The following is a 24,944-nucleotide window of genomic DNA, read 5'->3' on the forward strand; positions in this document are numbered from 1 at the left end:
ATTAAAAAAATTAACGGTGGCGTTGACCAGAAAATTCCATGGCTTCTCCTTTACCAAACCCGTAGCTTACACCAAAGGAAACAAAACGTCCACGTTTACGACTGTTGTATAAATAGTAGTCGTCTTGTACGGTTTCAGATTGATTAATACGCGAGGCAAAAACATCACGGATACTCATATTTAGTATCACTTTTCCTTTGAGTATTTTTTTTCGAAGTCCCAAACCGGCATAGAGATTATCATAAACTTCGCCTTGTAGACTTTTGAATTTAGATTGATAATCACCAGATACTTCTAAATCGAAATCCAATGGTAATTTAAATTGAGACGTTAAGCTAGAAGTCCAGCGGTTGCCTGTATAATCGAAAATTTCTGTTTCAAAAACACCTTTTCGATCAAAATAATTAATATTGAATTCGCCACTCATCGTAAACCAATTTGCAGGACTGAATTTCCCATTAACCTCAAAACCTGTGGTGTTACTAGTTCCAATATTTTCTGGTCGCGAGATGCTAATATCATCGGCATACTCGGTAATATTTTCTATAACATCGGTGGTGTAACGGTTGTATAAGCTGAAGTTTAATGAGGCTTTTCCTATTTTATGAATACTTGTTAGCTCGTAAGAATTGGTGTATTCTGGTTGCAAATCTGGATTTCCTGTAGAAATACTATAGTTGTTTTTAATATTAGAAAACGGATTTAACGATCTTAAATTTGGTCTATTAATACGACGAGAATACCCGGCTTGTAACGAAAAATTATCGCTTATGGTATATGAAGTGTGCGCACTTGGAAATAGGTTGGTATAGTTTTTAGAATGTTTTTCATTCGTGGTTTCTAGCAGGGTTTCAATTTGAGTATCTTCCAATCGAATTCCTATTTTAACACCCCATTTTTCGTTTTCGTAAGCGGCCGTTGTGTAAAGACCCAATACATTTTGGTCGAAATTAAAAATATTGGTTAAATCGGTATTATCTACCCAAACACCGTCATCAAAATCGCTAACAGCAAAATCGTTTGACACTTGATTAATAACATATTGTGAGCCGGTTTCAATGGTATAATGTTCTAAAAAAGGGTGAACATAATCTAGTTTAAAGGTATAATCGGATAATTCATAATTGGTTCGGGTGTTTTGTTCTGCATCGGCATAATCACCAATACTTGTGGTGTTTATAAAGTTTGATGTTTGATCTTTTTTAAACGAACTGCCTAAGGCGCTAAACAGTAAACTTTGGTCTTTATGGCGTTTAAAATCCTTTTTATATTGCAATTCATAACGCAGTTTTGGATTGGTTGCCTGCGTTTTTTCATCACGTAACCAAGCGTCGGTAACGGTGTTATTGGACCTATTTAAACCTATATAATTTTGTTGGGAGCTTTGATCTTCATTTTCGTAAGCATAAGAACCGGAGAGCGTAATCACATTTCTATCATTAATATGATAATCGGTTCCAATTAAAAAATTACTAAATTTTTCATCGAATTCACTGTCGCCCAAACTGGATATTTCAGTATTATCAATTAAGTCTCTATTAATACTTTCTGTTTCGCCAGGGTAGGTGCGTAGGCCAAACCCGATCTGACTAAAAAGGTTAAATTTTTCTGTTCTTCGGTTTAAACTTAAACCAAAACTATTACTGTTTGGAATACCAGCGTTAAGTGAAACCGAACCGTTTAATCCTTTTTTATCCGATTTTTTAATCACAATATTAATAATGCCCGAAGTTCCAGCGGCATCATATTTTGCAGAAGGATTGGTAATCACTTCAATTTTTTCAATCATATCTGCTGTAATCGTTCCAAGCGCGTTACCATCGGCACTTGCTAAAACAGAAGGTTTTCCGTTAATTAAAATTTGAACACCCGAATTTCCGCGTAAGCTAACTTCACCTTCAATACTTACGTTTACCGAGGGTACGTTATTTAAAACCTCTAAGGCTCCAGCGCCAGTAGCACTTAAGTCGGAGCCAACATTAAAAATACGTTTATCTAGTTTAAATTCGGTTTGCGATTTTTCAGCGCGAACTAATACCTCACCCAAAGCTTCTAAATCTTCAGAAAGGGAAATAGTTTTTAAATTAATTTTACGATTTTCGATTTTAAAATCTTTAAAGGTCTTGGTTGTAAAGCCTAAAAAACTGATTTCTATATAAAAGTTGGATGCTTTTACATCTATTGAAAAAACACCATTTTCATTGGTTATTGTTCCTGTTATTGGTTGGTTTGTACCAGAATCTAGTATTGAAATGGTAGCGTATTCAATGGGGAGTTTACTGTCGGTTTCTATGACTTTTCCGGTGATTTCTATTGTTGAATTTTGAGCATTGATAAGTAAGCATCCTAAAAAAAATAAGAGTATAACAATGGTTTTGTGTAATTTTATATACATAAAAGTTATAGATAGTGTTTTTACAAATATAAAATGTAACCGAACTATGTTATGTTAATTTTTATGTTAATGTTTCGTAAGAAATTCTATACTTTTAAAAATAAATAGATTGTCGCACAACTTTTTATGGTTTTTCTAGTCTAAATATTAAAACAATTAAAAAAATGAATTATAAAACAATTTTAAGCATTGGCATGTGCGCTATTTTTTATGGCAGTTTTGCTCAAGAAAATAATAGCCTTATCGAAGAAAAAAAGGAGGTATCCATACCTAATTATTTTGGTAATTACACTATAAATAATGAGGCCTTTGGGACCAAAACAACGGTGGAAATCGATGGTGATTTTCGGGTTATTACAACCAATGCTTTGCCCAATCATGAAACAGGAGAATTTCCTAGAAAAGGGAATCCGAATACTATTTCGGCACAAAGCAAAACGTATAAAATTCCTTTAAATCCAACTTTTACAGGCACAGCAAAATGGGCTAGGGAGCCTGGGATGGCTTTAAATGGTGTAAAGTTTGAACCTGAAACCGCCGAAATGGTGATATGTGATAGTGGTGAGAATTTTAGAGTTGAAGCGGTGCAAGATTTAATTAATTTAGGATTGGATTTTAACAACGCCCATGTGCAACCAACAGGGGAGTACCATTATCACGGTATCTCGGAAGCCTTGCTAGCTGCTTTTGATACCGGTGAAGATTTAGTGCATCTTGGTTTTGCTAAAGATGGATATCCTATTTATTATTCTAAAAGTGGCGCTTATAAACCAAGTTATCAAATTATTGACGATACGTATTCGGCGACAGATTGTACGTATTCTAATCCAAAACAAAGTATGGATGTAGAATTGGATGGTCATGATTTTGATGGTACTTTTGTATCCGATTGGGAATATGTTAAAGGGAAAGGCGATTTGGATGCCTGTAATGGTATTTATTTAAATGGTTCTTATATGTATATTATTACAGACGACTATCCTTATGTGGGACGCTGTTTAATGGGCGAGTTTAAGGAGGATAGACCACAAGGACCACCACCAGGACAGCGCCGAAATGGACAACGACCACGGCGTGGGCAAGATGAAAACCAAAGGCGTTAAGTGAATATATAATAAAAATTAAAGAGCTATTTCTATTTAGAAGTGGCTCTTTTTTTTTGAATTCGTTAAAAAATCCGAGGTGATAATAAAGTATATTACTTCATGACTTTTTATTAAGGATAATTTTGTCTTTTATTAAAATGTAGTATATTTGTCGCTGAAATAAGGGCCTACTAATTTGGGTTAAGAGGGTAGATTAATATAGTGAAAACAGGAATTTCTGTGACCATTTAAACCAATAAAAGATAAAAAGGTCTTTTTATTTTTTATCAGAAATGTAAAAGTTAATAGTATAAATTAAACAGTATAAAAGTAAAACAGTTCCACATGAGTATGCCAAGTTTGTACAAAGTAACCCTAATTGATACGGCAAATGAAAGGCATGTTATTCATTTTAAACGTTTTGAATATCCAAATCTTATGGAATTAATTATCGATAACACTTACGATGATATTGGGGATTGTAAAGGACGTGCTATGTGTAAAACGTGTTTGGTAGAACCCATAAACCCGAAAGAAGTAACAGGTATAAATTTTATAAATATTCCAGAAGACACGGACTATGTATTGGCTTGCCAGATTATAGTTGATAAACATATTAATAATTGCAGTTTTAAAATATTAGATAGAGATTAAAAACCAGGAGCTTAAAAAAAGCTTTAAACGAAAAGAATTATGAAAATAGCATCATTAACAGAAGGCATAACTTATAATGAAGAGAAACCACAAATAACACTTTTATTAAAAACAGAGACTACCAAAGAAATTAGAATTGCATTTAAAAAAGGACAACTTATGAAAGCGCACAAAGCACCGTTTCCCATAGTTGTAGAAATTTTTGAAGGTGAAATTGAATTTGGAGTAAACGGCGTAAAAAACATATTAAAAAAAGGGGCATTAATAGCGTTAGACGCCGATGTGCCACACGATTTAAAAGGATTAGAAGATGCTATTGTTCGACTATCAATTTCTATCGCAGATAAAGTAAAACGTGTAGAAAACGTTACTAATTTATAATAACAACTAATAAAATCAATCACAATGAAAAAAGTTTGGATCGCATTTTCAAGCGTCGTAATTCTGTCCTTTATCGCCTTAATTTGGGTAGGTACAGAAGTCTATCAAAAACAACCACCAATACCTAAAACCGTAATAATAAAAGAAACGGGAGAAACTGTATTTACAAAAGAAGATATTCAAATAGGACAAAATGTTTGGGAATCTATAGGAGGTATGGAAGTCGGTTCCATTTGGGGACATGGTAGTTATGTTGCACCAGATTGGAGCGCCTATTGGATACACAAAGAAGCCGTTTTTTTACTGGATACTTGGGCTAAAAAAGATTTTAATACCAACTATGAAAATTTAAATGAAGAGCCAAAAGCGGCTTTAAAAGCACGTTTAATTAAAACTGTAAAAACGAATACGTATAACGTTTTAAATGAAAGTGTTACTATTACAAAAGATCGCTACGATGCTATTGTGAATAATTCAAAATACTATGCCGATATTTTTTCTAATGGACACGAAAAATACGCCATTCCAAAAGGGGCGTTAGTAGATGAAGAAAAGCTAGAAAAATTAAATGCTTTTCTATTTTGGACTTCTTGGGCAGCAAGTACAAACCGACCAGAGAAAGAGTATACATATACTTCCAATTGGCCACACGAACCTTTAATTGATAATACCATTACGCCAGATTCTCAAATTTGGTCTGGATTTTCAGTTGTGTTGTTAATTCTTTTTATAGGGATATTAACGTATTATTATTTAAGAAATCATGAAAAAGGTGATGCTATTATGCATCCTAAAGAAGATCCTTTAGATCGGTTAGTACTCGTAAAATCTCAAAAATCAATATTGAAATACTTCATTGTTATTTCATTATTAATTGCATTACAAGTGGTTTTAGGCGCTTTAACGGTGCATTATACGGTGGAAGGGCAAGCTTTTTTTGGAATTGATTTGGCTAGTTTTTTACCTTATTCAGTAACCAGAACTTGGCATACGCAATTGGCGGTATTTTGGATCGCTGCAACTTGGTTAGCTACGGGATTATTTTTAGCTCCTATGATTAGCGGTAAAGAAATGAAATTTCAGGTCTTTGGAATTAATTTCCTTTTCGGTGCTTTATTAGTTATTGTTTTGGGATCGCTAATAGGTGAGTGGTTAGGTGTTCACCAGTTTTTAGATTTAACCACCAATTTCTTTTTTGGACATCAAGGATACGAGTATATGGATTTAGGGCGTTTTTGGCAAATATTCTTAGGAATCGGGCTCGTTTTATGGGTGTTTATGGTTGGAAGACACGTGGTATATGCAATTAAGAAAAACGACGATTCTAAACATTTGCTTATTATTTTATTAATTTCGGTTATTGCTATTGGGATGTTCTTCTTTTCAGGATTAATGTATGGCGAAAATAGTAGTTTACCAGTCATTAATTATTGGAGATGGTGGCTAGTTCACCTTTGGGTAGAAGGCTTCTTTGAAGTTTTCGCAACCGTAATTATTGCCTTTATTTTCTCAAGAATGAAGATTATTTCAGCAAAAACAGCAGGGCGTGCTTCTATTGCATCGGCAACTATATTTTTAGCAGGAGGTATTATTGGTACACTTCACCATTTATATTACTCGGGAACTCCCGTGCAAGCCATCGCTTTGGGAGCTACATTTAGTGCGTTAGAGGTGGTTCCTTTAACTTTAATGGGGTTCGAAATTCGTGAAAACTGGAATCTTCTAAAAGAATATAAATGGATGCAAAAATATAAATGGCCTATTTATTTCTTTATTGCTGTTTCTTTTTGGAATATGCTGGGAGCTGGGGTGTTTGGGTTCTTAATTAATCCACCAATTGCCTTGTATTATATTCAAGGTTTAAATACCACAGCAGTGCATGCGCACACGGCTTTATTTGGTGTTTACGGCTTGCTAGGTATGGGATTCATTATAATTTGTTTACGTTTTTATTCCAATCGCGAATGGCATTCAACCAAACTAAAACGTGCTTTTTGGCTATTAAATATTGGGTTAGTGGCTATGGTAGTATTTAGTTTATTACCTGTAGGAGTTATTCAGGCATATACGTCCATCACTAAAGGATATTCCTTTGCGCGTAGTGCCGATTTATTATACTCACCAACGGTACAGACTTTAAAATGGTTGCGAATGATAGGAGATGTTATTTTCTCTGTAGGAATATTTTATTTCTGTTGGTTTACCATTCAAGAAACCATTTACTGTTTTAAAAGAAAATCGAATTAATTCGGAAAAATGAAGCAAATAAAGAACAGAGCCGACGTTTATAAACTAGTATCGAAGTTTTATGCTGTGATTAGAGCAGACGATTTGTTAGGGCCTATTTTTAATCATCATTTAAAAGATGAACAATGGCCGCCGCATATTGAAAAATTAACCGATTTTTGGGTAACGAGTTTATTTGGGGAAGTCTGTTTTAAAGGAAACCCTAGCCTGGCACATATTAAGGTTGATAAACATTTAAATCTTGGTATGCAGCAAGATCATTTTAAGCGTTGGTTGAAGCTTTGGGCAGAAACCATTGATGGTTTATTCGAAGGGGATTTAGCTAATCGGGCTAAAGAAGCTTCGCAACGTATGGCTATGGGGCAATTTGCTTATGTTTGTAAACATAGAGCAGGATAAATATTGTAACTTTTAAATTAGTTAAAAGGCAGAATGAAAAAGGGAGACAACCTAAAAAGGTAATCTCCCTTTTTGTGTTGTCATCTTGAAAAAAGCACTTTTTATCCAGTTTAAAACAAAAGTATAAAAGACTTAATCGATAGAAATATTCCTTTTACCGACACTAAATGGTTATTCGTCTAACATACTCGATTTTACGAATAAAAATTGATCAAATTTGAAAATAACTTCTATACGTTTAAGGTATAGTATTCTAGATCGTTATGTTCATATATAAATAGAGTATTTTAGGAAAAAGAAGATATTATAAAATACTTTACTATTAAGCGGGCTTGGTCTCTCCATTTTAGTTTTTATTACTAAAATGTTCTTGAGCTCGTTAATACCTAGGAAGTCGTTTTACGACTTCTTTTGGTATTTTACAATTTGAATAAATGTGATACTTCATTTTTTAACCACCAATGGTAATCATACTTCTATTGTTATTATGCAATTTGGGTTCTTTTAATTTCTTTAAAGTATCCATACCTCCACGGACTTTAAACTTGGCCTGTACGGCTTTTTGAATAATAGGTTCTATGGGATTTCCTTCACGAAGTGTTGTCAGTAAATCTGATTCTCCAGAAGAAAATAAACAGTTTTTTAATTGCCCATTAGCTGTTAAACGCAGTCGGTTACAGGAATCACAAAAGGGATTTGTTACGGAGCTAATAACTGCAAAACTACCTTTATATCCTTTTATTTTGTAGTTTTTAGAGGTGTCATTTGGAGCGTCTTGCAGACGTAGAATTTGTTCTTCGGAAAAGGAAGCATGCACTAAAGACATCACATCGGCGTATGATACCATTTTGCTCATATCCCATTTATTTCCATCAAAAGGCATAAATTCTATAAAGCGAACGGAAATTGGTAAATCCTTGGTGAAATGAATAAAATCGATAATTTCATCTTCATTAAAATCTTTCATCAATACCGCGTTCAATTTCACATGAAATCCTTCTTTAACCAACAATAATATGTTGTTATAAACTTTTTTGAATTCATTACGACGAGTAATATGTTTAAACTTTTCAGCATTTAAAGAATCTAAACTTACGTTGATTTTTTTAACACCATATTTTTTAAGTATATCAATAAACTTATCGATAATAACAGCATTTGAAGTGATGGACAATTCCACAGGAAGTGAAGCTAATCGTTCTAAAATAATGGGAATATCCTTTCTAATTAAAGGTTCGCCACCGGTTAATCTAATTTTTGTAACCCCATGTTTTACGAACGTTTTTGCAATCTCATAGATTTCCTCGTAAGTCATTAAATGTCTTTTAGGAGACAACGGAACACCTTCGGCAGGCATACAATAAGTGCAACGTAAATTGCAACGTTCAATTAACGAAATTCGTAAATAAGCGTGATCTCTACCATGTAAATCTTGTAATACAGGAATTTCGTTTTTCATTCTAATGCTTTTAATTTATTCTGTAATTTTTCAAACTTGGAAAACCAAATTATTTATTTCAACCATCAACCATTAATCATGTCTAGCACCTTTCAAAATTCTAAAACTATGCAATACTGCTGGAAAAATAGCATCCATAGATTCTTTAGCACCATTTGTTGAACCCGGTAGGGCTAAAATTAAAGTATCGTTTATAGTACCAGCAACACTTCGAGAAAGCATAGAAAAAGGTGTTCTGTCTTGTCCGTAATTTCTAATGGCTTCTTCAATACCCGGAATACGTCTGTCTAGTAGGGGAATTAAAGCTTCGGGAGTTACATCGCGCCCGGATAGTCCTGTGCCTCCCGTATAGATTACCATATCAATACCTTGCGATTCAAAGTATTTTGCTTTGGTTTGAATATCATCAATTTCGTCAGGAATAATAACGTATTCGGCTATTTTTATATCGCAAGATTCTAGTTTTGCTATAATCGCTTTTCCTGCTTTATCTTCTTTATGTCCAGCCGAAATAGTATCTGAACACACCACAACAGCTGCTTTTAAATCTTTTCTAAAACGATCTCTAAAATCCGATTTACCGCCTTTTTTCTCTAATAATTTAATAGCGTGAATCTCGATGCCTTTATCAATAGGTTTCAGCATGTCGTACATATTTAAGGCCACCACACTAGCGCCGTGCATGGCTTCCACTTCAATACCTGTTTTGTAAATGGTTTTTACGGTAAATAGTACGGTGATCTCTAGTCCGTTAATGGCGTATTCTACACCTGTAAATTCAATAGGCAAAGGGTGGCAATCTGGTAAAATATCTGGTGTACGCTTTACACCCAAAAGTCCGGCAGCTTTGCTCATGGCAAAAACATGACCTTTAGGTACCGTGTCGTTTTTTATAGCTTCTATAGTTTCGGGTTTACTCACTTTTACAACGGCTTGGGCGGTTGCAGTGCGTAATGTGTTGTTTTTATGGGTGATGTCTACCATTTTTTTCTTTTGTTATGATGTTTAAACGTTGATTTGTTTAAGTGTTTATGGATTACGAATTGTTATTTGTTTTTCGATTCAACGCTTTAACAATTAAGCGATTTAACACTTTTTGTTTATTTATATGATGTTTAATCGTTGATTTGTTTAAGTGTTTATGGATTACGAATTGTTATTTGTTTTTCGATTCAACGCTTTAACAATTAAGCGATTTAACAGTTTTTCATTATTTATATGATGTTTAATCGTTGATTTGTTTAAATTTTTATGGATTACGAATTGTTATTTGTTTTCGCTTCAACGCTTCAACGCTTCAACAATTAAACAGTTCAACACTTTTAACTATTTAACTGAGATTTTCGTAATGCATTTAATTTATTAGCAATTTTTTCAATTTCCGTTCGTAAAACTTGATAATCACTTACTTTTATAAAGCCTAATTCTTTAGAGATAATAATTTGATTTAAAACCTCCATTAATGAACTATAGGCAATTGTTGAAAAATGAGCTTTATCCTTATTGGTCTGTCGAGAAGTTCCTTCAGCTAAATTTGAAGAGACAGAAACAGCAGCTCTTCTAAGTTGACTTGTTAGTCCAAATCTTTCTTCACTAGGAAATTCTTTTGTTAATATATAAATGAGTTTTACTAATTCTTTTGAATCAATCCAAACATTTAATTTTTCAAAGGAAAATGTATATGCCATATTTTATTTTTTACAATTAAACAATTAAACAATTAAACAATTAACCGATTACACAATTACACAAATAAACAGTTAAACAATTAGACGAATAAACAGTTCAACATCATTAAGAATTAACTTTCCACTGATGCGTTTCATCCTCAAAAATCTCTTTTCCAAAAACAGGAACATCAGCTTTTATAGCTTCCACAATAAACTCTAAAGCTTTAAAAACCACTTTACGTCTTGGTGATGATACAAATACAAATAGACAAATTTCGCCTGCTTTTACAGTGCCTAAACTGTGATAAATATGCATACACGTTAAGTCGAATTTTTCGAAAGCCGATTCTCTAATCTCGTGGAATTTAGCATTGGCCATATCGTCGTAAGCGGTATATTCTATAGCGGCTACCGTTTTATTATCGATAACATCGGCACGTACTTGACCTAGAAATATATTGTGTGCTCCAATGCTTGTTTTTGTTTGATGTTTAGCAATCGAATTCCCAATAAATTCCGATGAAATTGCGCCTTGTTGAAATACGTTTTTTGGTTTTTTAGGTTCCATTATTCTATATTTTAGACTGTTTTAGTTTTAATAATTTCTACGAGTTCCAAAGCATTTTCTTTTAAACTGAAGCAATTGGTTATTTTAAATGCTTTCAAAATAGAAACGGCTTTTTTACTTCGTAATCCCGATTTACAAAAGAGGTAATATTCTTTATTTATATTTATTTTATGTATGTTGTTTTCTAATTGTGATAGCGGGATATTTATCACATTTAAGCTTTCAATTTTAGGGGTTTCATGAGTTTCACGAACATCGATAAATAAACTGTTTTCTAAATTTTGAATACTTTTAATAGAAACGGGTTCGTCTTTCAATTCACAATTGAAATGGAAAGTTTTAGATTGAAACTTTTCTTTTTCATCTAAAACCGACTGAATTGCCATTTCATTTCTTATTATTTTTAAGGTTGACGTTTGAAATGTTAACGCATTATAAAACAGGAGCTGTCCCGAAAGTACGTTTCCAATCCCTAAAATAATTTTTAAGACTTCATTAGCTTGCATGGTGCCAACAATACCCGGAAGCACGCCTAATACGCCAATTTCGGAACAATTGGGAACGCTATCTTTTTCCGGTGGATTTGGGAATATGCAACGGTAACTTGGTCCGTTATTATAGTTGAAAACTGCAACCTGACCTTCAAATTTATAAATCGCCCCAAAAACTAAAGGTTTGTTGGTGATAATACAGGCATCGTTTACTAAATATCGGGTTTCAAAATTATCGGAGCCGTCAACAATAATATCGTATTTTTCGAATAGGTTTATGGCGTTGCTATAAGTCAGTTTTTCAGGGTAAGCGTTTATTAAAATGGTATGGTTTAAATCTTCTAAACGTTGTTTTGCAGCAATCGCTTTGTTGATTCCTAGAGTTGATTTCCCGAACAACACCTGACGTTGTAAATTGGATAATTCTACTACATCAAAATCTATAATACCAATAGTACCAACCCCTGCGGCAGCCAAATATTGTAAAATAGGGCAACCCAAACCACCAGCGCCAATAACTAAAACCTTGGCTTGGTTTAGTTTATTTTGACCTGTTTCTCCAATTTCGGAAAGGATAGTATGTCGGTTGTATCTGCTTTGCATTAATGTATTGGTTTCTAATTTAGTTGTCATTTTTTGCCACGAATTCACGAATGAATATAGCTTCGTTTTATGTTACGGATCTCACGAATCAGACTTGTAGTCTGCCAACCAAAACGATAGACTTACCATCTACAATGGCTTAGTTTATGTTGAAAAATAGCATGAAAAACTTAAACATTATCCACCTGAAAATGGTGGTAATAATGCAATAGTTTCACCTGTTATTTTGGTGTCCTCCGAAACCAATTCTTGATTTTGGGCCACTTGAAAATCTTTGTGTTTTAGATTTTCATATTTTGAATGTAAAACGCATAAAAGTTCCGATACATCATGTCCGGAAAACTCGATGTATTCCTCGTTAATTTGAGTCACTTCAGCAATTTGTCCAAAATATTTTATACTTATTTCCATGCTTTTAATTGTTTTAATTCATCTTTAGTATTGACGTTTGTTGTAAATATATTTTCAGAAGCTTCTATTGAAATACTTTTAACATTGCATTGGTTTACAGCAAACTGTAATTTACGTTCTCCTTGACTTAAAAGTTTTTTGAACACAGTTTCGCAAGACTTTTTATATACAGCAATGAGTGGCATTTTTCGACCGATACTTTCTATTTGAATCACTTCGGAAGTATTATCAATACCTGAGATTAATCGGGTTAAAACATCAGAATTTATTAAAGGAATATCACAACTCAATACTAAATTGTATTCGGTTTTAGATGCTTTTAAACCCGAATAAATCCCTGCTACTGGGCCGGCGTCTTCAATAAGGTCTTCAACGCGTTTCAAGTCAAAAGTATCATAATTATCATGATTTGAAACAATGATAATTTCTGAGACTAGTGGGGTTAAAGCGTCTATACTATGTTGCGTAAACGATTTGTTATTCAGCATTAAAAAACCTTTATCTGTTCCCATTCGAGAGCTTTTTCCGCCGGCAAGAATAATACCTGTTATATGTTTTTTATCCATCATATTATGTGAAAAATAATTTGCCACAGGCAATGATTAATACAAAGGCTAAAATATAGCGCAATTGCATGTTGTTTATTTTTTTGCTTCCATAATAACCGCCAAGAATACCTCCAATTAAAGCGATGGCGACTAATAAAAAGGATGCTTTTTCAATGGTTACGCCACTATATAATTGTCCTACCAATCCTGATGCTGAATTCACCCAAATAAATAAGGCCGAAACGGCTGCGGCTTCCTTCATTTTACCCCAATGAAATAATAGAATAACCGGACTTAAAATAATGCCGCCACCAATACCTATGAGTCCTGAAAAGAACCCGATAATACCTCCAAAAAGTAAACCTTTCCAAAGTGTTATGTCTTTTATAATATGGCTTTCTTTTCCAAAAACATTCAACATTTTTAGTATGGCGAAAATTAATAGTACAGCTAATATTTTTTTATAAATAGACGCATCAATTTCTATAGTGCCTCCTAAAAAAGCAAAAGGAATGGAGCTAATAGCAAAGGCGAGAAAGAGTTTTTTATTAAAAAAACCTGCTTTAAAATAATAGTAAAATGAAATACCTGCCACAAATAAATTAAGCAGTAGGGCCGTGGGTTTCATGGTTTCTGGAGCAAACGAAAATAAGGCCATTAAAGCTAAATAACCACTCGCGCCGCCATGGCCTACACTGGAGTACAGGAAGGAAATGATGGGGAGAATTATTAGGAATAGTGTTATGTTTTCGGTTTGGAGCATAAAAGAGTACTTAAAGTGTCTAAAGTATTTAAAGTTTAAAGTTTGTTTGATATGGAAGTAAAAAGTGCTAAAAGTTCTTTTGCTTCTTTCGTTATAGGATTTAGGTTTTTATCATCAACCCAATTTAAATCCCTAATTATTTCTAACCAATATTCTGTTTCGCTGGCTTCACTTTCCGATATTTTTATTTTGTTTTTAAAACCCCTTTTACTTCTCGACCTATTTGCTTCACGGTAATTGGCACCTATGCTTTTGCCAGATTTTGTTATTTGGTTTTTAATAACTTTTCCTTCAATCGAATTTGGTAATACAGCAGATAATTTGATAATAGATATCCCGAACAGTCTTGTTCTATATTCTAATTTTCTAGCAAATTCTTTATTATCCATGTATTTAAACTTTAGGCATTTTAAGTACTTATAATTTTAGACACTTATAATAATTCAAGTTTTTGAACTTGTTCATCTAAAAACGTCCAGCAGTTTTGGTTGATTTCATCGAAAACAGTAATTAGCTGTTTGCCATAATCTGTGAGTTCTGCACCGCCGCCACCTTTTCCGCCTGTACTGTTTATGGTTACGGGTTTTTTAGCCGATTTGTTAACAGAATCGATTAAAGACCATGCCTTTTTATACGATAAACCTAAGCTTTTTGCTGCTTTAGAAAGCGAACCTTCTGTTTCAATGGCTTTTAATAATTGCACACGGCCTTCACCCAAAAGCACATGGTTATCGGATTCTATCCAAATGCGACTTTTAATTTTGTAACTCATGTTATTGTGGTAAAATTATGGTGTTAACTGATTTTCCGATTGTGATTTCATGTTCATCTTCATTCATAAATACCAAAGCATTAGCTAAAGCAAAGGTTTGCTGCATGGCTGAACTTTGTCCTTCCAAAATTTCAACTTCACCGTCATTATAAATGGCTTTTAGAAATTGTGGACGATCTCCTTTTTTTATAAAATTTGATGTTGATTTAGCGTGAACCCTTGGCAATTCTGTAGCATCACGATTCATCATGTTTTGCAAAGCGATATATACATAAACATAAAAACAGGTTAATGCTGCTGCAGGGTTTCCGGGTAGAGCAAAAATTTGAGTAGTTGCATTTTTTCCGTAGAACAATGGTTTGCCTGGTTTTTGTTTTACTTTATAAAAGAGCTCTTCAACATGTAATTCCTGAAGGGCTTTCCCAACAAAATCGTAATCGCCAACGGATATACCACCGGTAATAATCACAAGGTCGTTTTCATCAATGGCTTCTTTTAATGTATCCACCGTTTTTTCATAATTATCGGGGACTTTATTTAGGGTAATATCGTAGAATTTTAAATTGTACAACGCAGATAAGATCATTTTAGAATTACTTTCATAGATTTTTCCGTAGCTCAATGCGCTTCCAGGTTTAACCAATTCGTTGCCCGTAGTCATAAGTGCTATCGCGGGTTTTTTGTAAACGGAAACCGTAACAATACCTAAAGACGATAAAAAGCCGATAGCGGCCGGGGTTAATTTTGTGCCTGCTTTTAAAGCTAAATCCTTTTTTTTAACTTGTTCACCTAAAGGTCTAATATTTTGATTCTTAGAAACGGTACCTTCAATATGAATTTGTGATTTTTCAGCATGAACTTTTTCTTGCATAATCACAGCGTTTGCCGAATTTGGCACGGCAGCTCCGGTAAATATACGTACGGCTTCACCTGGGTTTAAAATCGGTTGTTGGTCATCGCCAGCCTGAATTTCCCCAATTAATTGATAAGTTGCGCTATCATGGATATTTAAAGCATAACCATCCATAGCCGATTGATTGAAAGGTGGCATATTTATAGGAGACATCACATCTTGAGAAAGAATATACCCACCTGCTTTTTCTACTAGTTTTATAGTAGAGGTCATTAAAGGTTTGCTGTTTGCTTTAACCGTTGAAATGGCTTGTTCTATGGTAATCATATTAAATAGCGTTATGTATTTACAAATATAACGAAAGCGTTTTATTAAGAATGAATAAAAAGTTTTATTCTAAAATTTTACGATTTGTTTAATTTTTAGCTTTAGATATTCCATTATTCTATCTTGAAATAAAAATAACTCGGAAAGCGACAAAAATACTTAATTAGGATTAATAATTAAGTATTAATACTTATATTTGTTTTTTAGAACAAAAACTTTATTGAATACTATTCAAAAACATACGGCACCTGCTTATTCAAGAACTAATAAAGCTTCTGCTTTGGCTTGCTCTACATGTTTAAATATGAACTGCCTAATAAAGCGTAATTTAAATCATCTATTAAATTCTGAATTCACTGAGGCTAAGCGCAGCATAAAATGTAAAAAAGGTCAGCAATTTATAATGGAGGGCGCACCCGTAAACGGATTGTTTTTTATTATGCAGGGCACGGTTAAAGTCTTTCGTACCGGTATTAATGGACGGGAACAAATAGTTCGTTTTGCTAAAGATGGAGAGATTATTGGTCATCGTGGCTTTGGAACGGAAGAGTTCTATTCTATTGGAGCGATAGCCCTTCAGGATACTATTTTATGCTATATTTCTAAAGATATTTTACAGCGAGTATTGCAAGAAAGTCCTAAGTTTAGTTATGATTTAATGCTTTTTTATGCCAATGAGCTAAATAGAAGTGAATCTAAAATTAAGACTATTTCTCAAATGACGGTTCGTGAACGGGTGATTGACACCTTATTATATATTCATAGAAAATTTGGAGATTTACGTGGTTATCTCAACTTGCCATTAAGCAGAAAAGAGTATGCCGATTTTGCCGGAACCACAGAAGAGCAAGTTATTCGTGTGTTTTCTTTATTAAAGAAAGAGGGTTTAATTTCTGCTAAAGGAAAAAAGATAGGTGTTCCTAATGTGCAAGCTCTAAAAAATGAAATTAGCGAACATAACTATTTCTTAGATAGTTAAGACTGATTTTTATTGTATTTATCTACTTTTTACTGTATTTCTTTATTTCAAGTTAAAATGGCCTTATGCTATTTTTAACTGTACTTCGTTTAACGTTTTAATGCGATCAATTTTTATAACTACGCATTTTTATACGTAGTTTTTACCTAAAATATTTTTAGTTACGTAGTTTGTTTTTGTTAATCAACATGCTGTAAACATGTGTTTTAGTTCTATTTTATGGATTTTAGCAGGTTATAATATGTTAAAAAAGATGTTGCTATATGGGGAATGTCATGTAATAAATTAGGTTCTACTTATATATTTGCAACAAGTAAGTATTAATACTTAGTAATTAATTAAAACTATTCAACATGAAATCATTATTAACAAAATCCGCTTTAGTTCTTTCTTTAGCGATTGCATTAAGTGCTTGCGGGAGTAAAGAGAAAAAGAAAGCAATAGCAGAAACGGTTGTAGCCGAAGTTTCTAAAACAAAAACATTAGATATTGAAAAACCTCAATTAACATTTGGTTTTATCAAATTGACAGATATGGCACCTTTAGCCATTGCAAAAGAAAAAGGATTTTTTGAAGATGAAGGTTTATTTGTTTCAGTTGAAGCGCAATCGAATTGGAAAAATATTTTAGATCGTGTGATTGATGGTCAGTTAGACGGTTCTCACATGTTAGCAGGTCAGCCAATTGCTGCAGGAGCAGGATTTGGACGTCAAGCGGATTTAGTAACTCCGTTTTCTATGGATTTAAATGGTAACGGTATTACGGTATCTAACGATGTTTGGTCTAAAATGAAAGCGCATGTACCAACAGGAGAAGATGGAAAACCTGTACACCCAATTAAAGCAGAAGCTTTAAAGCCGGTAATTACAGAATACAAAAACTCTGGTAAGCCTTTTAAAATGGGAATGGTTTTTCCGGTATCGACACATAATTATGAAATTAGATATTGGTTAGCAGCAGCTGGAATTCACCCAGGAATGTATACGGCAGATAATGTTCAAGGACAAATTGATGCTGAAGTTCTACTATCTGTAACACCTCCGCCACAAATGCCAGCAACTTTAGAAGCAGGAACTATTCACGGATATTGCGTAGGTGAGCCATGGAATCAACAAGCCGTATTTAAAGGTATTGGAGTTCCTGTAGTAACAAATTACGATATCTGGAAAAATAACCCAGAGAAGGTTTTTGTAATGACAAAAAAGTTTGTTGAAGATTACCCGAATACGGCTATTGCAGTTACCAAAGCTTTAATTAGAGCTGGTAAATGGTTAGATGAACCAAGTAATAGATCAGAGGCTGTAAAAATATTATCCATGTCTCAATATGTTGGTGCGCCAGAAGAGGTTTTAGCCAATTCTATGACAGGTACTTTTGAGTTCGAAAAAGGTGATAAGCGTGATATGCCAGATTTTAATGTATTCTATAAGTACAATGCAACATACCCGTTTTATTCTGATGGTATTTGGTTCTTAACGCAAATGCGTAGATGGGGACAAATTCCTGAGGCTAAGCCAGCAGCATGGTATGCAGAAACGATTAATAACATTTACAGACCAGATATTTGGACAAAAGCAGCGAAGCTTTTAGTTGAAGAAGGAAATATTCCTGCAGCAGATATTCCAACAACCGATGGCTATAAACCAGCAACAGCAGATTTTATTGATGGAACGACTTACGATGGAAAAGATCCAATTTCTTACATCAACAGTTTTAAAATAGGAAATAAAGATAAAGCGATACAATAATTAGTAAAGCCAATAAATAAAGAAGTCATGAAACAAAGTATAACATTAGGAAAAGTAACCAATTTTATAGGTCTAGGTTTTTTAAGCACATTAAAAGATTTATTTACCGGTAAGCTGGAAAGAGAAGATTTAAAAAACCTCCTACGTAAAACAATTGTTCCACTGGCTTCTATGCTATTATTTATTGGGCTGTGGCATTTGGGTGCAAAATCTTTGTACAACATTGAAGCGGAACATAAAATTGAAAAAGCCCTTACAGATCAAGGACAAGAAGCTGCCGATGCTTTGCAAGCCTGCATAGCATCGGGAGATTCTAGCTGCCAACCTAACACGTTGCCATCGCCGAGTCAGGTTTGGGATTCTTATAAATCCTTATTAAGAGACCATAATATTATAAAAGCAGATAAAGCGGCATTTATTGAAAAAACAGCGGTTTTAAATGAGAAAAGATTGGCAGAAGGCAAGGATGCTATTACGTATACAGGGCGTCCATCATTTGTAGATCAAATATTTAGAAGTTTAAAAACGGTATTTGCTGGTTTTTTATTGGCCTTATTTATTGCGGTGCCTTTAGGGATTTTCATCGGGTTGAGTCCAACTTTAAAAAGTGCTTTTAACTGGTTTATTCAAATATTTAAGCCTGTTTCGCCAGTGGTGTGGTACCTACTTGTTTTTATGATTGTAAAAACATTATTGATAGATTCTAACGAAGACAGTTCGTTTACCATATCCTTTATAAGTGTTGGTTTATGTTCTATGTGGGCTACTTTGGTTAATACGGCAATGGGTGTAGCTACTGTAGATAAAGATTATATTAATGTTGCTAAAGTATTGAAGTTAGGCCCTTTTCAGAAAATATTTAAAGTGGTGCTTCCTTCATCTTTACCATTAATATTTACAGGTTTAAAAATCACATTATCAGTAGCTTGGATGGTTTTGATTGCTATTGAGTTATTGGCGCAGAGTCCTGGTTTAGGGTTGTTTGTTTGGGAAGAATTCCAAAACGGAGCTAACGATTCTAATGCAAAAATTATTGTAGCCATGTTTGTTATTGGAATCATTGGCTTCTTATTAGATAGAATTATGCTAACCATACAAAACTGGGTGTCATTTGATAAAACAGAAGGGATTTAAATTATGTTGAATTGTTTAATCGTGCAGTTGTGTATTCGATTCAACAGTTAAACACATTAACGATTCCACAAATTAATGAAGCTAGTAAAGAAATATGTTGAATTGTTTAATCGTGTAGTTGTGTATTCGATTCAACAGTTAAACGTATTAACGATTCCACAAATTAATGGAGCTAGTAAAGAAATATGTTGAATTGTTTAATCGTGTAGTTGTGTATTGGATTAAACAGTTAAACGTATTAACGATTCCACAAATTAATGGAGCTAGTTAAGTAAAAGTGTTGAATTGTTTAATCGTGTAGTTGTGTATTCGGTTCAACAGTTAAACACATCAACGATTCCACAAATTAATGGAGCTAGTAAAGAAATATGTTGAATTGTTTAATCGTGTAGTTGTGTATTCGATTAAACAGTTAAACGCATTAACGATTCCACAAATTTAAAGACGTTAGTAAAATATATAAGTTGAATTGCTTAACTGAGTAGTTGTGTATTCGATTCAACAGTTAAACGCATCAACAATTAAACATTTTTAAAATGGCATATTTAGAATTAAATAATATTTATAAAACTTACGGTAAAGGCGAAAACGAACCGGAAGTATTATCGAACATTAATTTATCGATAGAAGAAGGTGAGTTTGTTGCTATTGTAGGGTTTACGGGGAGCGGAAAAACAACTTTGGTAAACTTAATTAACGGTTTAATTACCCCAACTAAAGGTGAGGTTTTGTTTAAAGGCGAGCCGGTTATTGGAACTAGCCATGAGCGTGGTGTGATTTTTCAGAATTACTCATTATTGCCTTGGTTAACGGTTGGACAAAATGTGTATATGGCCGTGAAAGAGGCTTTTCCTAAAAAAACTAAAGCTGAGTTACATGCTATTGTTGCCGATTATGTAGAGATGGTGAGTTTAACGCCTGCTATTAATAAACGGCCTAAAGAATTATCGGGTGGTATGCGCCAACGTGTATCGGTTGCTAGAGCATTAGCTATGAAACCAGAGATGATTATTATGGACGAACCACTTGGTGCTCTAGACGCATTAACGCGTGGTAATTTACAAGATGAAATTTTAAATATCTGGGGTAAAGATAAACGTACAGCGCTGTTAATTACCAATGATGTGGATGAAGGTATTTATATGGCAGACCGTATTATTCCGTTACGTCCGGGACCAAATGCCACTTTAGGACCTGAGTTTAAAATAGATATTGAACGCCCTAGAGATAAAACGGAAATGAATGATAATCCGAATTTCAAAAAAACAAGAAATGCTATTATTGAGTATTTAATGGATATTGGAAACGAAAGGAAAACCGAGGCTAAGGAAGCTATTGTGCTTCCGGATTTAAGTCCTAAGGATTTTGTTAATCAATTTTAAAAGGAAAAGACATGAGTGTTATAGTTGAAAATAAACAGGGGCATACCTTTGAAAACCATGTTTTCCCATCTAACGATGTGATGCTGGATTTAAAGCATTTGAAAAAAGTGTATCCGACTCCAAAAGGCGATTATGTGGTTTTGGAAGATTTAAATCTACAGATTAGAAAGGAAGAGTTTGTGACCATCATTGGCCATTCGGGCTGTGGAAAAACAACCATGCTTTCTATGATTGCGGGATTAAATCCTATTTCGGGTGGTCATATATCGGTTTTAGGAAAACATATAAAAGGACCAGGACCGGATAGAGGGGTTATTTTTCAGGCGCCTAGTTTAATGCCTTGGATGACGGCTTTACAAAATGTGCTACTTGGTGTCGATAAAGTGTTTCCGCATGCTACAAAAGCTCAAAGGCATGATATTGCGAAGTACTATTTACAGAAAGTAGGCTTGGAGGATGCTTTTGATAAGAAAGCGTCAGATCTATCTCAAGGGATGCAACAGCGTGTAGGTATTGCGCGTGCGTTTGCAATTAAACCTAAAGTATTATTGCTGGATGAACCTTTTGGAATGTTAGATTCATTAACACGAGGTGAGTTGCAAGATATTTTAATTGAAATTTGGAATAAAGAAAAAATTACAGCCGTAATGATTACGCACGATGTGGATGAAGCGATCTTTTTAGCCGATCGGGTGGTGATGATGACGAGCGGTCCTAAGGCGAAAATTGGTGATATCTTAAATATTGATTTTGAGAGACCAAGAACACGAAAATCGGTATTAGAGCATGATGATTACTATAAATACAGAAAACACTTAATAGACTTTTTAGAGCATTAAATAATTAAAAAGATAATTTTATCCTTTATTATTAAAATATGAGATATGTCATAAACTCAATAAATGTTCAACTATATATTTGAAGAAATTAACAAGAAAAAGATAACTATAATAAAATCACTAATTAACTTTTAAAACCAATAAAAATGAAAAAACAATATATATTAATAGGCTTGATGGCATTGATGGTTCAATTTGCGCAGGCACAGTTTACTTTAGATGGTGAATTTAGACCAAGAACAGAATACCGTAATGGTTTTGGTGGCATTATTACCGATGCTGCAGATCCTGGTTTTGGGATTTCTACTAGAATACGTTTAAATACTGGTTACGCTACCGAGGCTTATAAGTTTTACATAAGCTTACAAGATGTGATGGTTTGGGGAGAAAACAGACAGATTTTACCTTATGACCAAAACAACTCCTTTGCGGTTTTCCAAGCTTGGGCTGATATTAAATTAGGCGAAGGGTTTTCTACTAAATTAGGACGTCAGGTGATTTCTTATGACGATCAGCGTATTTTTGGAGGATTAGATTGGGCACAACAAGGGCGTAACCATGATGCGGCTTTATTGAAGTATAAAAAAGGAAAATTTTTACTAGATATAGGGTTGGCCTTTAATCAGGACTACTCAAACCCAACAGGCTTTCAGTCAAGTTCAACAGCATATAGCACAGCAGGTTTCTTTTCATATAAAACCATGCAATATGTTTATTTAAAACAATCTTGGGATAGCTTTTCTGGAAGTTTATTATTATTAAACAATGGTTTCCAAAAATATGAAGCCGATGGTTTGACTCCAGATGGCGTAAACAGTATTCAAACTTTAGGAACACATTTAGATTATAAAAGTGGTGATTTTGGAGCAGCTTTAAATGCTTATACACAAATGGGTGATACTGTTGATGGTGCGTATTTATTGGGGCTTGAATTCACTTATAAAGCGTCTGCCAATGTGGGGTTAGGAGCAGGAATAGAAGTTATTAGCGGTAATGATACGACAACCACCGATACGGAAGCATTCTTCCCTTTATACGGAACCAACCATAAATTCAATGGATTTATGGATTATTTCTACGTCGGGAATCATGGTAATAATGTTGGTTTAGTGGATATTCACGTGAGTGCAAATTTCAAATTAAACGAAACCTCTAGCTTAATGGTTAAAGCGTTAAACTTTAGCGGTGAGCAGGAATTAGCAAGTGGAGAAAAATCTTTAGGAACAGAGATTGATTTAGTGTACTCGAAACAATTTAAAGGCTACGGATTAAAATTAGGATACTCTCAAATGTTTGCTAGCGATGGTATGTACGAATTAAAAAATGTAACAGAAGCTGCTGCTGCAGATATGCAAAACTGGGCATGGGCCATGTTGGTTATTAAACCTAAATTTTTAAACTAAGTTACTTAATAGCAAAATTAGTAATAATTTGAAATCCCGCTTTTTGCGGGATTTTTTTAGTCTTGTAAATATGTTTTCAAAAGTGCTGGAGGTGTTGTTTAATGTTTGTAAACTATTTTAACGTATGATATGGCCCACGCTAAATAGTTGTTTGCGCTTGATGAAGATGTTTTGAGATTATAAAAAAAGTATTTTTTTTATAAAGAAAGGTTTTAATTGGAAATCAATTAATTATAGAATTAAAAATACATTTCTTACATTTAAGGATAAATTTTAATTTATGCTTAAAAAAGTTTTTGGAAGCGCCGTTTTTGGAGTAGAGGCTACAACCATTACGGTGGAGGTAAATGTGGACAAAGGCATAGGGTATCACTTGGTGGGTTTGCCTGATAATGCCATAAAGGAGAGTAACTTTCGCATAGCGGCAGCGCTTCAGAATAATGGATATAAAATTCCCGGAAAAAAAATCATCATTAATATGTCGCCAGCCGATTTGCGAAAAGAAGGCTCTGCTTACGATTTAACTTTGGCCATTGGTATTCTTGCTTCAACAGATCAGATTAAAGCAGAAAATTTGGACAAATACCTGATTATGGGGGAATTGTCTCTAGATGGAACTTTACAGCCTATAAAAGGCGCCTTGCCCATTGCTGTAAAGGCGAGAGAAGAAGGTTTTAAAGGTTTTATTTTACCTATTCAAAATGCGAAAGAAGCCGCTATTGTTGATAATTTGGAAGTTTATGGTATTGAAAATATTAAACAGGTTATCGATTTTTTTGATAAAGGCATTCCTTTAGAGCAAACCATAATTAATACCAGAGAAGAATTTGAAAAAAACTTAGATTTCCCTGAGTTTGATTTCTGTGACGTGAAGGGACAAGAAGGCATAAAACGCTGTATGGAAATTGCAGCTGCTGGCGGACATAATATTATTTTAATTGGTCCTCCGGGAGCAGGAAAAACTATGTTGGCTAAGCGACTACCGAGTATTTTACCACCTATGACCTTGCACGAAGCTTTGGAAACCACCAAAATACATTCGGTTGTTGGTCGTGTAAAAGATACCGGATTAATGGCGCAACGGCCGTTTAGAAGTCCACATCATACCATTTCGAATGTAGCCTTAGTTGGTGGCGGAAGTTACCCGCAACCAGGTGAAATTTCATTATCGCACAATGGTGTTTTATTTTTAGACGAATTACCAGAATTTAAACGCGAAGTTTTAGAAGTGATGCGCCAACCTTTGGAAGATAGAGAGGTTACCATTTCCAGAGCGAAATTTACAGTAACTTATCCATCATCGTTTATGTTAGTGGCCAGTATGAATCCAAGTCCTAGTGGTTATTTTAACGATCCAAGTGCTCCAGTAACATCCAGTCCTGCAGAAATGCAACGTTATTTAAGTAAGGTTTCTGGACCGTTATTAGATAGAATTGATATTCATATTGAAGTGACTCCAGTGCCTTTTGAAAAACTATCGGATGATAGAAAAGGGGAGACCTCGGTTGATATTAGAAAGCGTGTAACCCAAGCTAGAGCATTACAAACGCAACGTTTTGCAGAGTCGGATACCGTACATTATAATGCACAAATGAATACCAAGCAAATTCGGAAACATTGTGTTTTGGATGAAGGCTCAAAACAATTATTAAAAACAGCCATGGAACGTTTAAATTTATCCGCACGAGCTTACGATCGTATTTTAAAAGTGTCTAGAACCATTGCCGATTTGGAACATTCGGATAAAGTTGAAGGTTCTCATATAAGCGAGGCTATTCAATATCGTAGTTTAGATCGAGAGGGTTGGTTGGGATAGGATTTTGTTTTTGGAAG

General features: G+C 34.1%; 24 protein-coding genes. 12 read left to right on the forward strand and 12 right to left on the reverse strand.

Annotated features, from left to right (window positions below):
- Positions 1–10 precede the first annotated feature (10 nt).
- Positions 11–2,395: a TonB-dependent receptor gene (locus FQU21_RS04440; RefSeq protein ID WP_147676782.1), complete on the reverse strand. Its 2,385-nt coding sequence runs from the start codon at positions 2,393–2,395 to the stop codon at positions 11–13.
- Positions 2,396–2,559: 164 nt separating this feature from the next.
- Between FQU21_RS04440 and FQU21_RS04445 the strand changes: the two genes are divergently transcribed.
- The 5 genes from FQU21_RS04445 (at position 2,560) to FQU21_RS04465 (ending at position 7,161) form a co-directional block, all read left to right on the forward strand.
- Positions 2,560–3,498, forward strand: a complete 939-nt coding sequence (locus FQU21_RS04445; protein WP_147676783.1) for a YHYH protein — start codon at positions 2,560–2,562, stop codon at positions 3,496–3,498.
- 327 nt (positions 3,499–3,825) lie between these two features.
- Entirely contained in the window at positions 3,826–4,134 is a 309-nt protein-coding gene (locus FQU21_RS04450; RefSeq protein WP_147676784.1) for a 2Fe-2S iron-sulfur cluster-binding protein, read from the forward strand.
- Between the two features lie 39 nt (positions 4,135–4,173).
- Positions 4,174–4,515: a cupin domain-containing protein gene (locus FQU21_RS04455; protein ID WP_147676785.1), complete on the forward strand. Its 342-nt coding sequence runs from the start codon at positions 4,174–4,176 to the stop codon at positions 4,513–4,515.
- Positions 4,516–4,539: 24 nt separating this feature from the next.
- Complete coding sequence (locus FQU21_RS04460) at positions 4,540–6,762, forward strand: nitric-oxide reductase large subunit (protein ID WP_147676786.1); 2,223 nt, start codon at positions 4,540–4,542, stop codon at positions 6,760–6,762.
- A 9-nt stretch (positions 6,763–6,771) separates the two neighbouring features.
- Positions 6,772–7,161 (forward strand): group III truncated hemoglobin, encoded by a 390-nt coding sequence (locus FQU21_RS04465; RefSeq protein ID WP_147676788.1) that lies wholly within the window; start codon positions 6,772–6,774, stop codon positions 7,159–7,161.
- A 451-nt stretch (positions 7,162–7,612) separates the two neighbouring features.
- On the opposite strand, the gene moaA is transcribed toward FQU21_RS04465, so the two are convergent.
- The 11 genes from moaA to FQU21_RS04520 form a co-directional block, all read right to left on the reverse strand.
- Complete coding sequence (gene moaA / locus FQU21_RS04470; protein WP_147676789.1) at positions 7,613–8,620, reverse strand: GTP 3',8-cyclase MoaA; 1,008 nt, start codon at positions 8,618–8,620, stop codon at positions 7,613–7,615.
- Positions 8,621–8,692: 72 nt separating this feature from the next.
- Positions 8,693–9,604: a bifunctional molybdenum cofactor biosynthesis protein MoaC/MoaB gene (gene moaCB, locus FQU21_RS04475; RefSeq protein WP_147676791.1), complete on the reverse strand. Its 912-nt coding sequence runs from the start codon at positions 9,602–9,604 to the stop codon at positions 8,693–8,695.
- A gap of 338 nt (positions 9,605–9,942) precedes the next feature.
- Entirely contained in the window at positions 9,943–10,308 is a 366-nt protein-coding gene (locus FQU21_RS04480; RefSeq protein WP_147676792.1) for a four helix bundle protein, read from the reverse strand.
- A gap of 106 nt (positions 10,309–10,414) precedes the next feature.
- Complete coding sequence (locus FQU21_RS04485; protein ID WP_147676793.1) at positions 10,415–10,858, reverse strand: molybdenum cofactor biosynthesis protein MoaE; 444 nt, start codon at positions 10,856–10,858, stop codon at positions 10,415–10,417.
- Between the two features lie 11 nt (positions 10,859–10,869).
- A complete protein-coding gene (moeB, locus tag FQU21_RS04490; protein WP_246124758.1) occupies positions 10,870–11,982 on the reverse strand; it encodes a HesA/MoeB/ThiF family protein in 1,113 nt (370 codons plus the stop codon).
- Positions 11,983–12,129: 147 nt separating this feature from the next.
- Entirely contained in the window at positions 12,130–12,363 is a 234-nt protein-coding gene (locus FQU21_RS04495) for a MoaD/ThiS family protein (protein WP_147676794.1), read from the reverse strand.
- Positions 12,354–12,932: a molybdenum cofactor guanylyltransferase gene (gene mobA, locus FQU21_RS04500; protein ID WP_147676795.1), complete on the reverse strand. Its 579-nt coding sequence runs from the start codon at positions 12,930–12,932 to the stop codon at positions 12,354–12,356. The genes FQU21_RS04495 and mobA overlap by 10 nt, the downstream gene beginning before the upstream one ends.
- Position 12,933: 1 nt before the next feature.
- Complete coding sequence (locus tag FQU21_RS04505; RefSeq protein WP_147676796.1) at positions 12,934–13,674, reverse strand: sulfite exporter TauE/SafE family protein; 741 nt, start codon at positions 13,672–13,674, stop codon at positions 12,934–12,936.
- Between the two features lie 35 nt (positions 13,675–13,709).
- Positions 13,710–14,063 (reverse strand): four helix bundle protein, encoded by a 354-nt coding sequence (locus FQU21_RS04510; protein WP_147676797.1) that lies wholly within the window; start codon positions 14,061–14,063, stop codon positions 13,710–13,712.
- 44 nt (positions 14,064–14,107) lie between these two features.
- A complete protein-coding gene (locus FQU21_RS04515) occupies positions 14,108–14,446 on the reverse strand; it encodes a winged helix-turn-helix domain-containing protein (RefSeq protein WP_147676798.1) in 339 nt (112 codons plus the stop codon).
- Between the two features lies 1 nt (position 14,447).
- Positions 14,448–15,626: a molybdopterin molybdotransferase MoeA gene (locus tag FQU21_RS04520; RefSeq protein ID WP_147676799.1), complete on the reverse strand. Its 1,179-nt coding sequence runs from the start codon at positions 15,624–15,626 to the stop codon at positions 14,448–14,450.
- Between the two features lie 304 nt (positions 15,627–15,930).
- Here FQU21_RS04520 and FQU21_RS04525 point away from each other — a divergent pair, with 304 nt between their 5' ends.
- From FQU21_RS04525 to FQU21_RS04555, 7 genes are all read left to right on the forward strand, one after another.
- Positions 15,931–16,605 carry a Crp/Fnr family transcriptional regulator gene (locus FQU21_RS04525; protein ID WP_147676800.1) on the forward strand — a complete coding sequence of 225 codons (675 nt, stop codon included), beginning with the start codon at positions 15,931–15,933 and terminating at the stop codon, positions 16,603–16,605.
- Positions 16,606–16,958: 353 nt separating this feature from the next.
- Entirely contained in the window at positions 16,959–18,353 is a 1,395-nt protein-coding gene (locus FQU21_RS04530) for a CmpA/NrtA family ABC transporter substrate-binding protein (RefSeq protein ID WP_147676801.1), read from the forward strand.
- A gap of 27 nt (positions 18,354–18,380) precedes the next feature.
- Positions 18,381–19,487, forward strand: coding sequence for an ABC transporter permease (locus FQU21_RS04535; RefSeq protein WP_147676802.1), 1,107 nt, complete (start codon positions 18,381–18,383; stop codon positions 19,485–19,487).
- Between the two features lie 536 nt (positions 19,488–20,023).
- Positions 20,024–20,869 (forward strand): ABC transporter ATP-binding protein, encoded by an 846-nt coding sequence (locus FQU21_RS04540; protein WP_147676803.1) that lies wholly within the window; start codon positions 20,024–20,026, stop codon positions 20,867–20,869.
- Positions 20,870–20,880: 11 nt separating this feature from the next.
- Entirely contained in the window at positions 20,881–21,708 is an 828-nt protein-coding gene (locus FQU21_RS04545; RefSeq protein WP_147676804.1) for an ABC transporter ATP-binding protein, read from the forward strand.
- Positions 21,709–21,854: 146 nt separating this feature from the next.
- Positions 21,855–23,111, forward strand: coding sequence for an alginate export family protein (locus FQU21_RS04550; RefSeq protein WP_147676805.1), 1,257 nt, complete (start codon positions 21,855–21,857; stop codon positions 23,109–23,111).
- Between the two features lie 280 nt (positions 23,112–23,391).
- Positions 23,392–24,927, forward strand: a complete 1,536-nt coding sequence (locus tag FQU21_RS04555; protein ID WP_147676806.1) for a YifB family Mg chelatase-like AAA ATPase — start codon at positions 23,392–23,394, stop codon at positions 24,925–24,927.
- Positions 24,928–24,944 lie beyond the last annotated feature (17 nt).

The sequence above is a fragment of the Algibacter pacificus genome (assembly GCF_008033385.1).
GTDB lineage: Bacteria > Bacteroidota > Bacteroidia > Flavobacteriales > Flavobacteriaceae > Algibacter > Algibacter pacificus.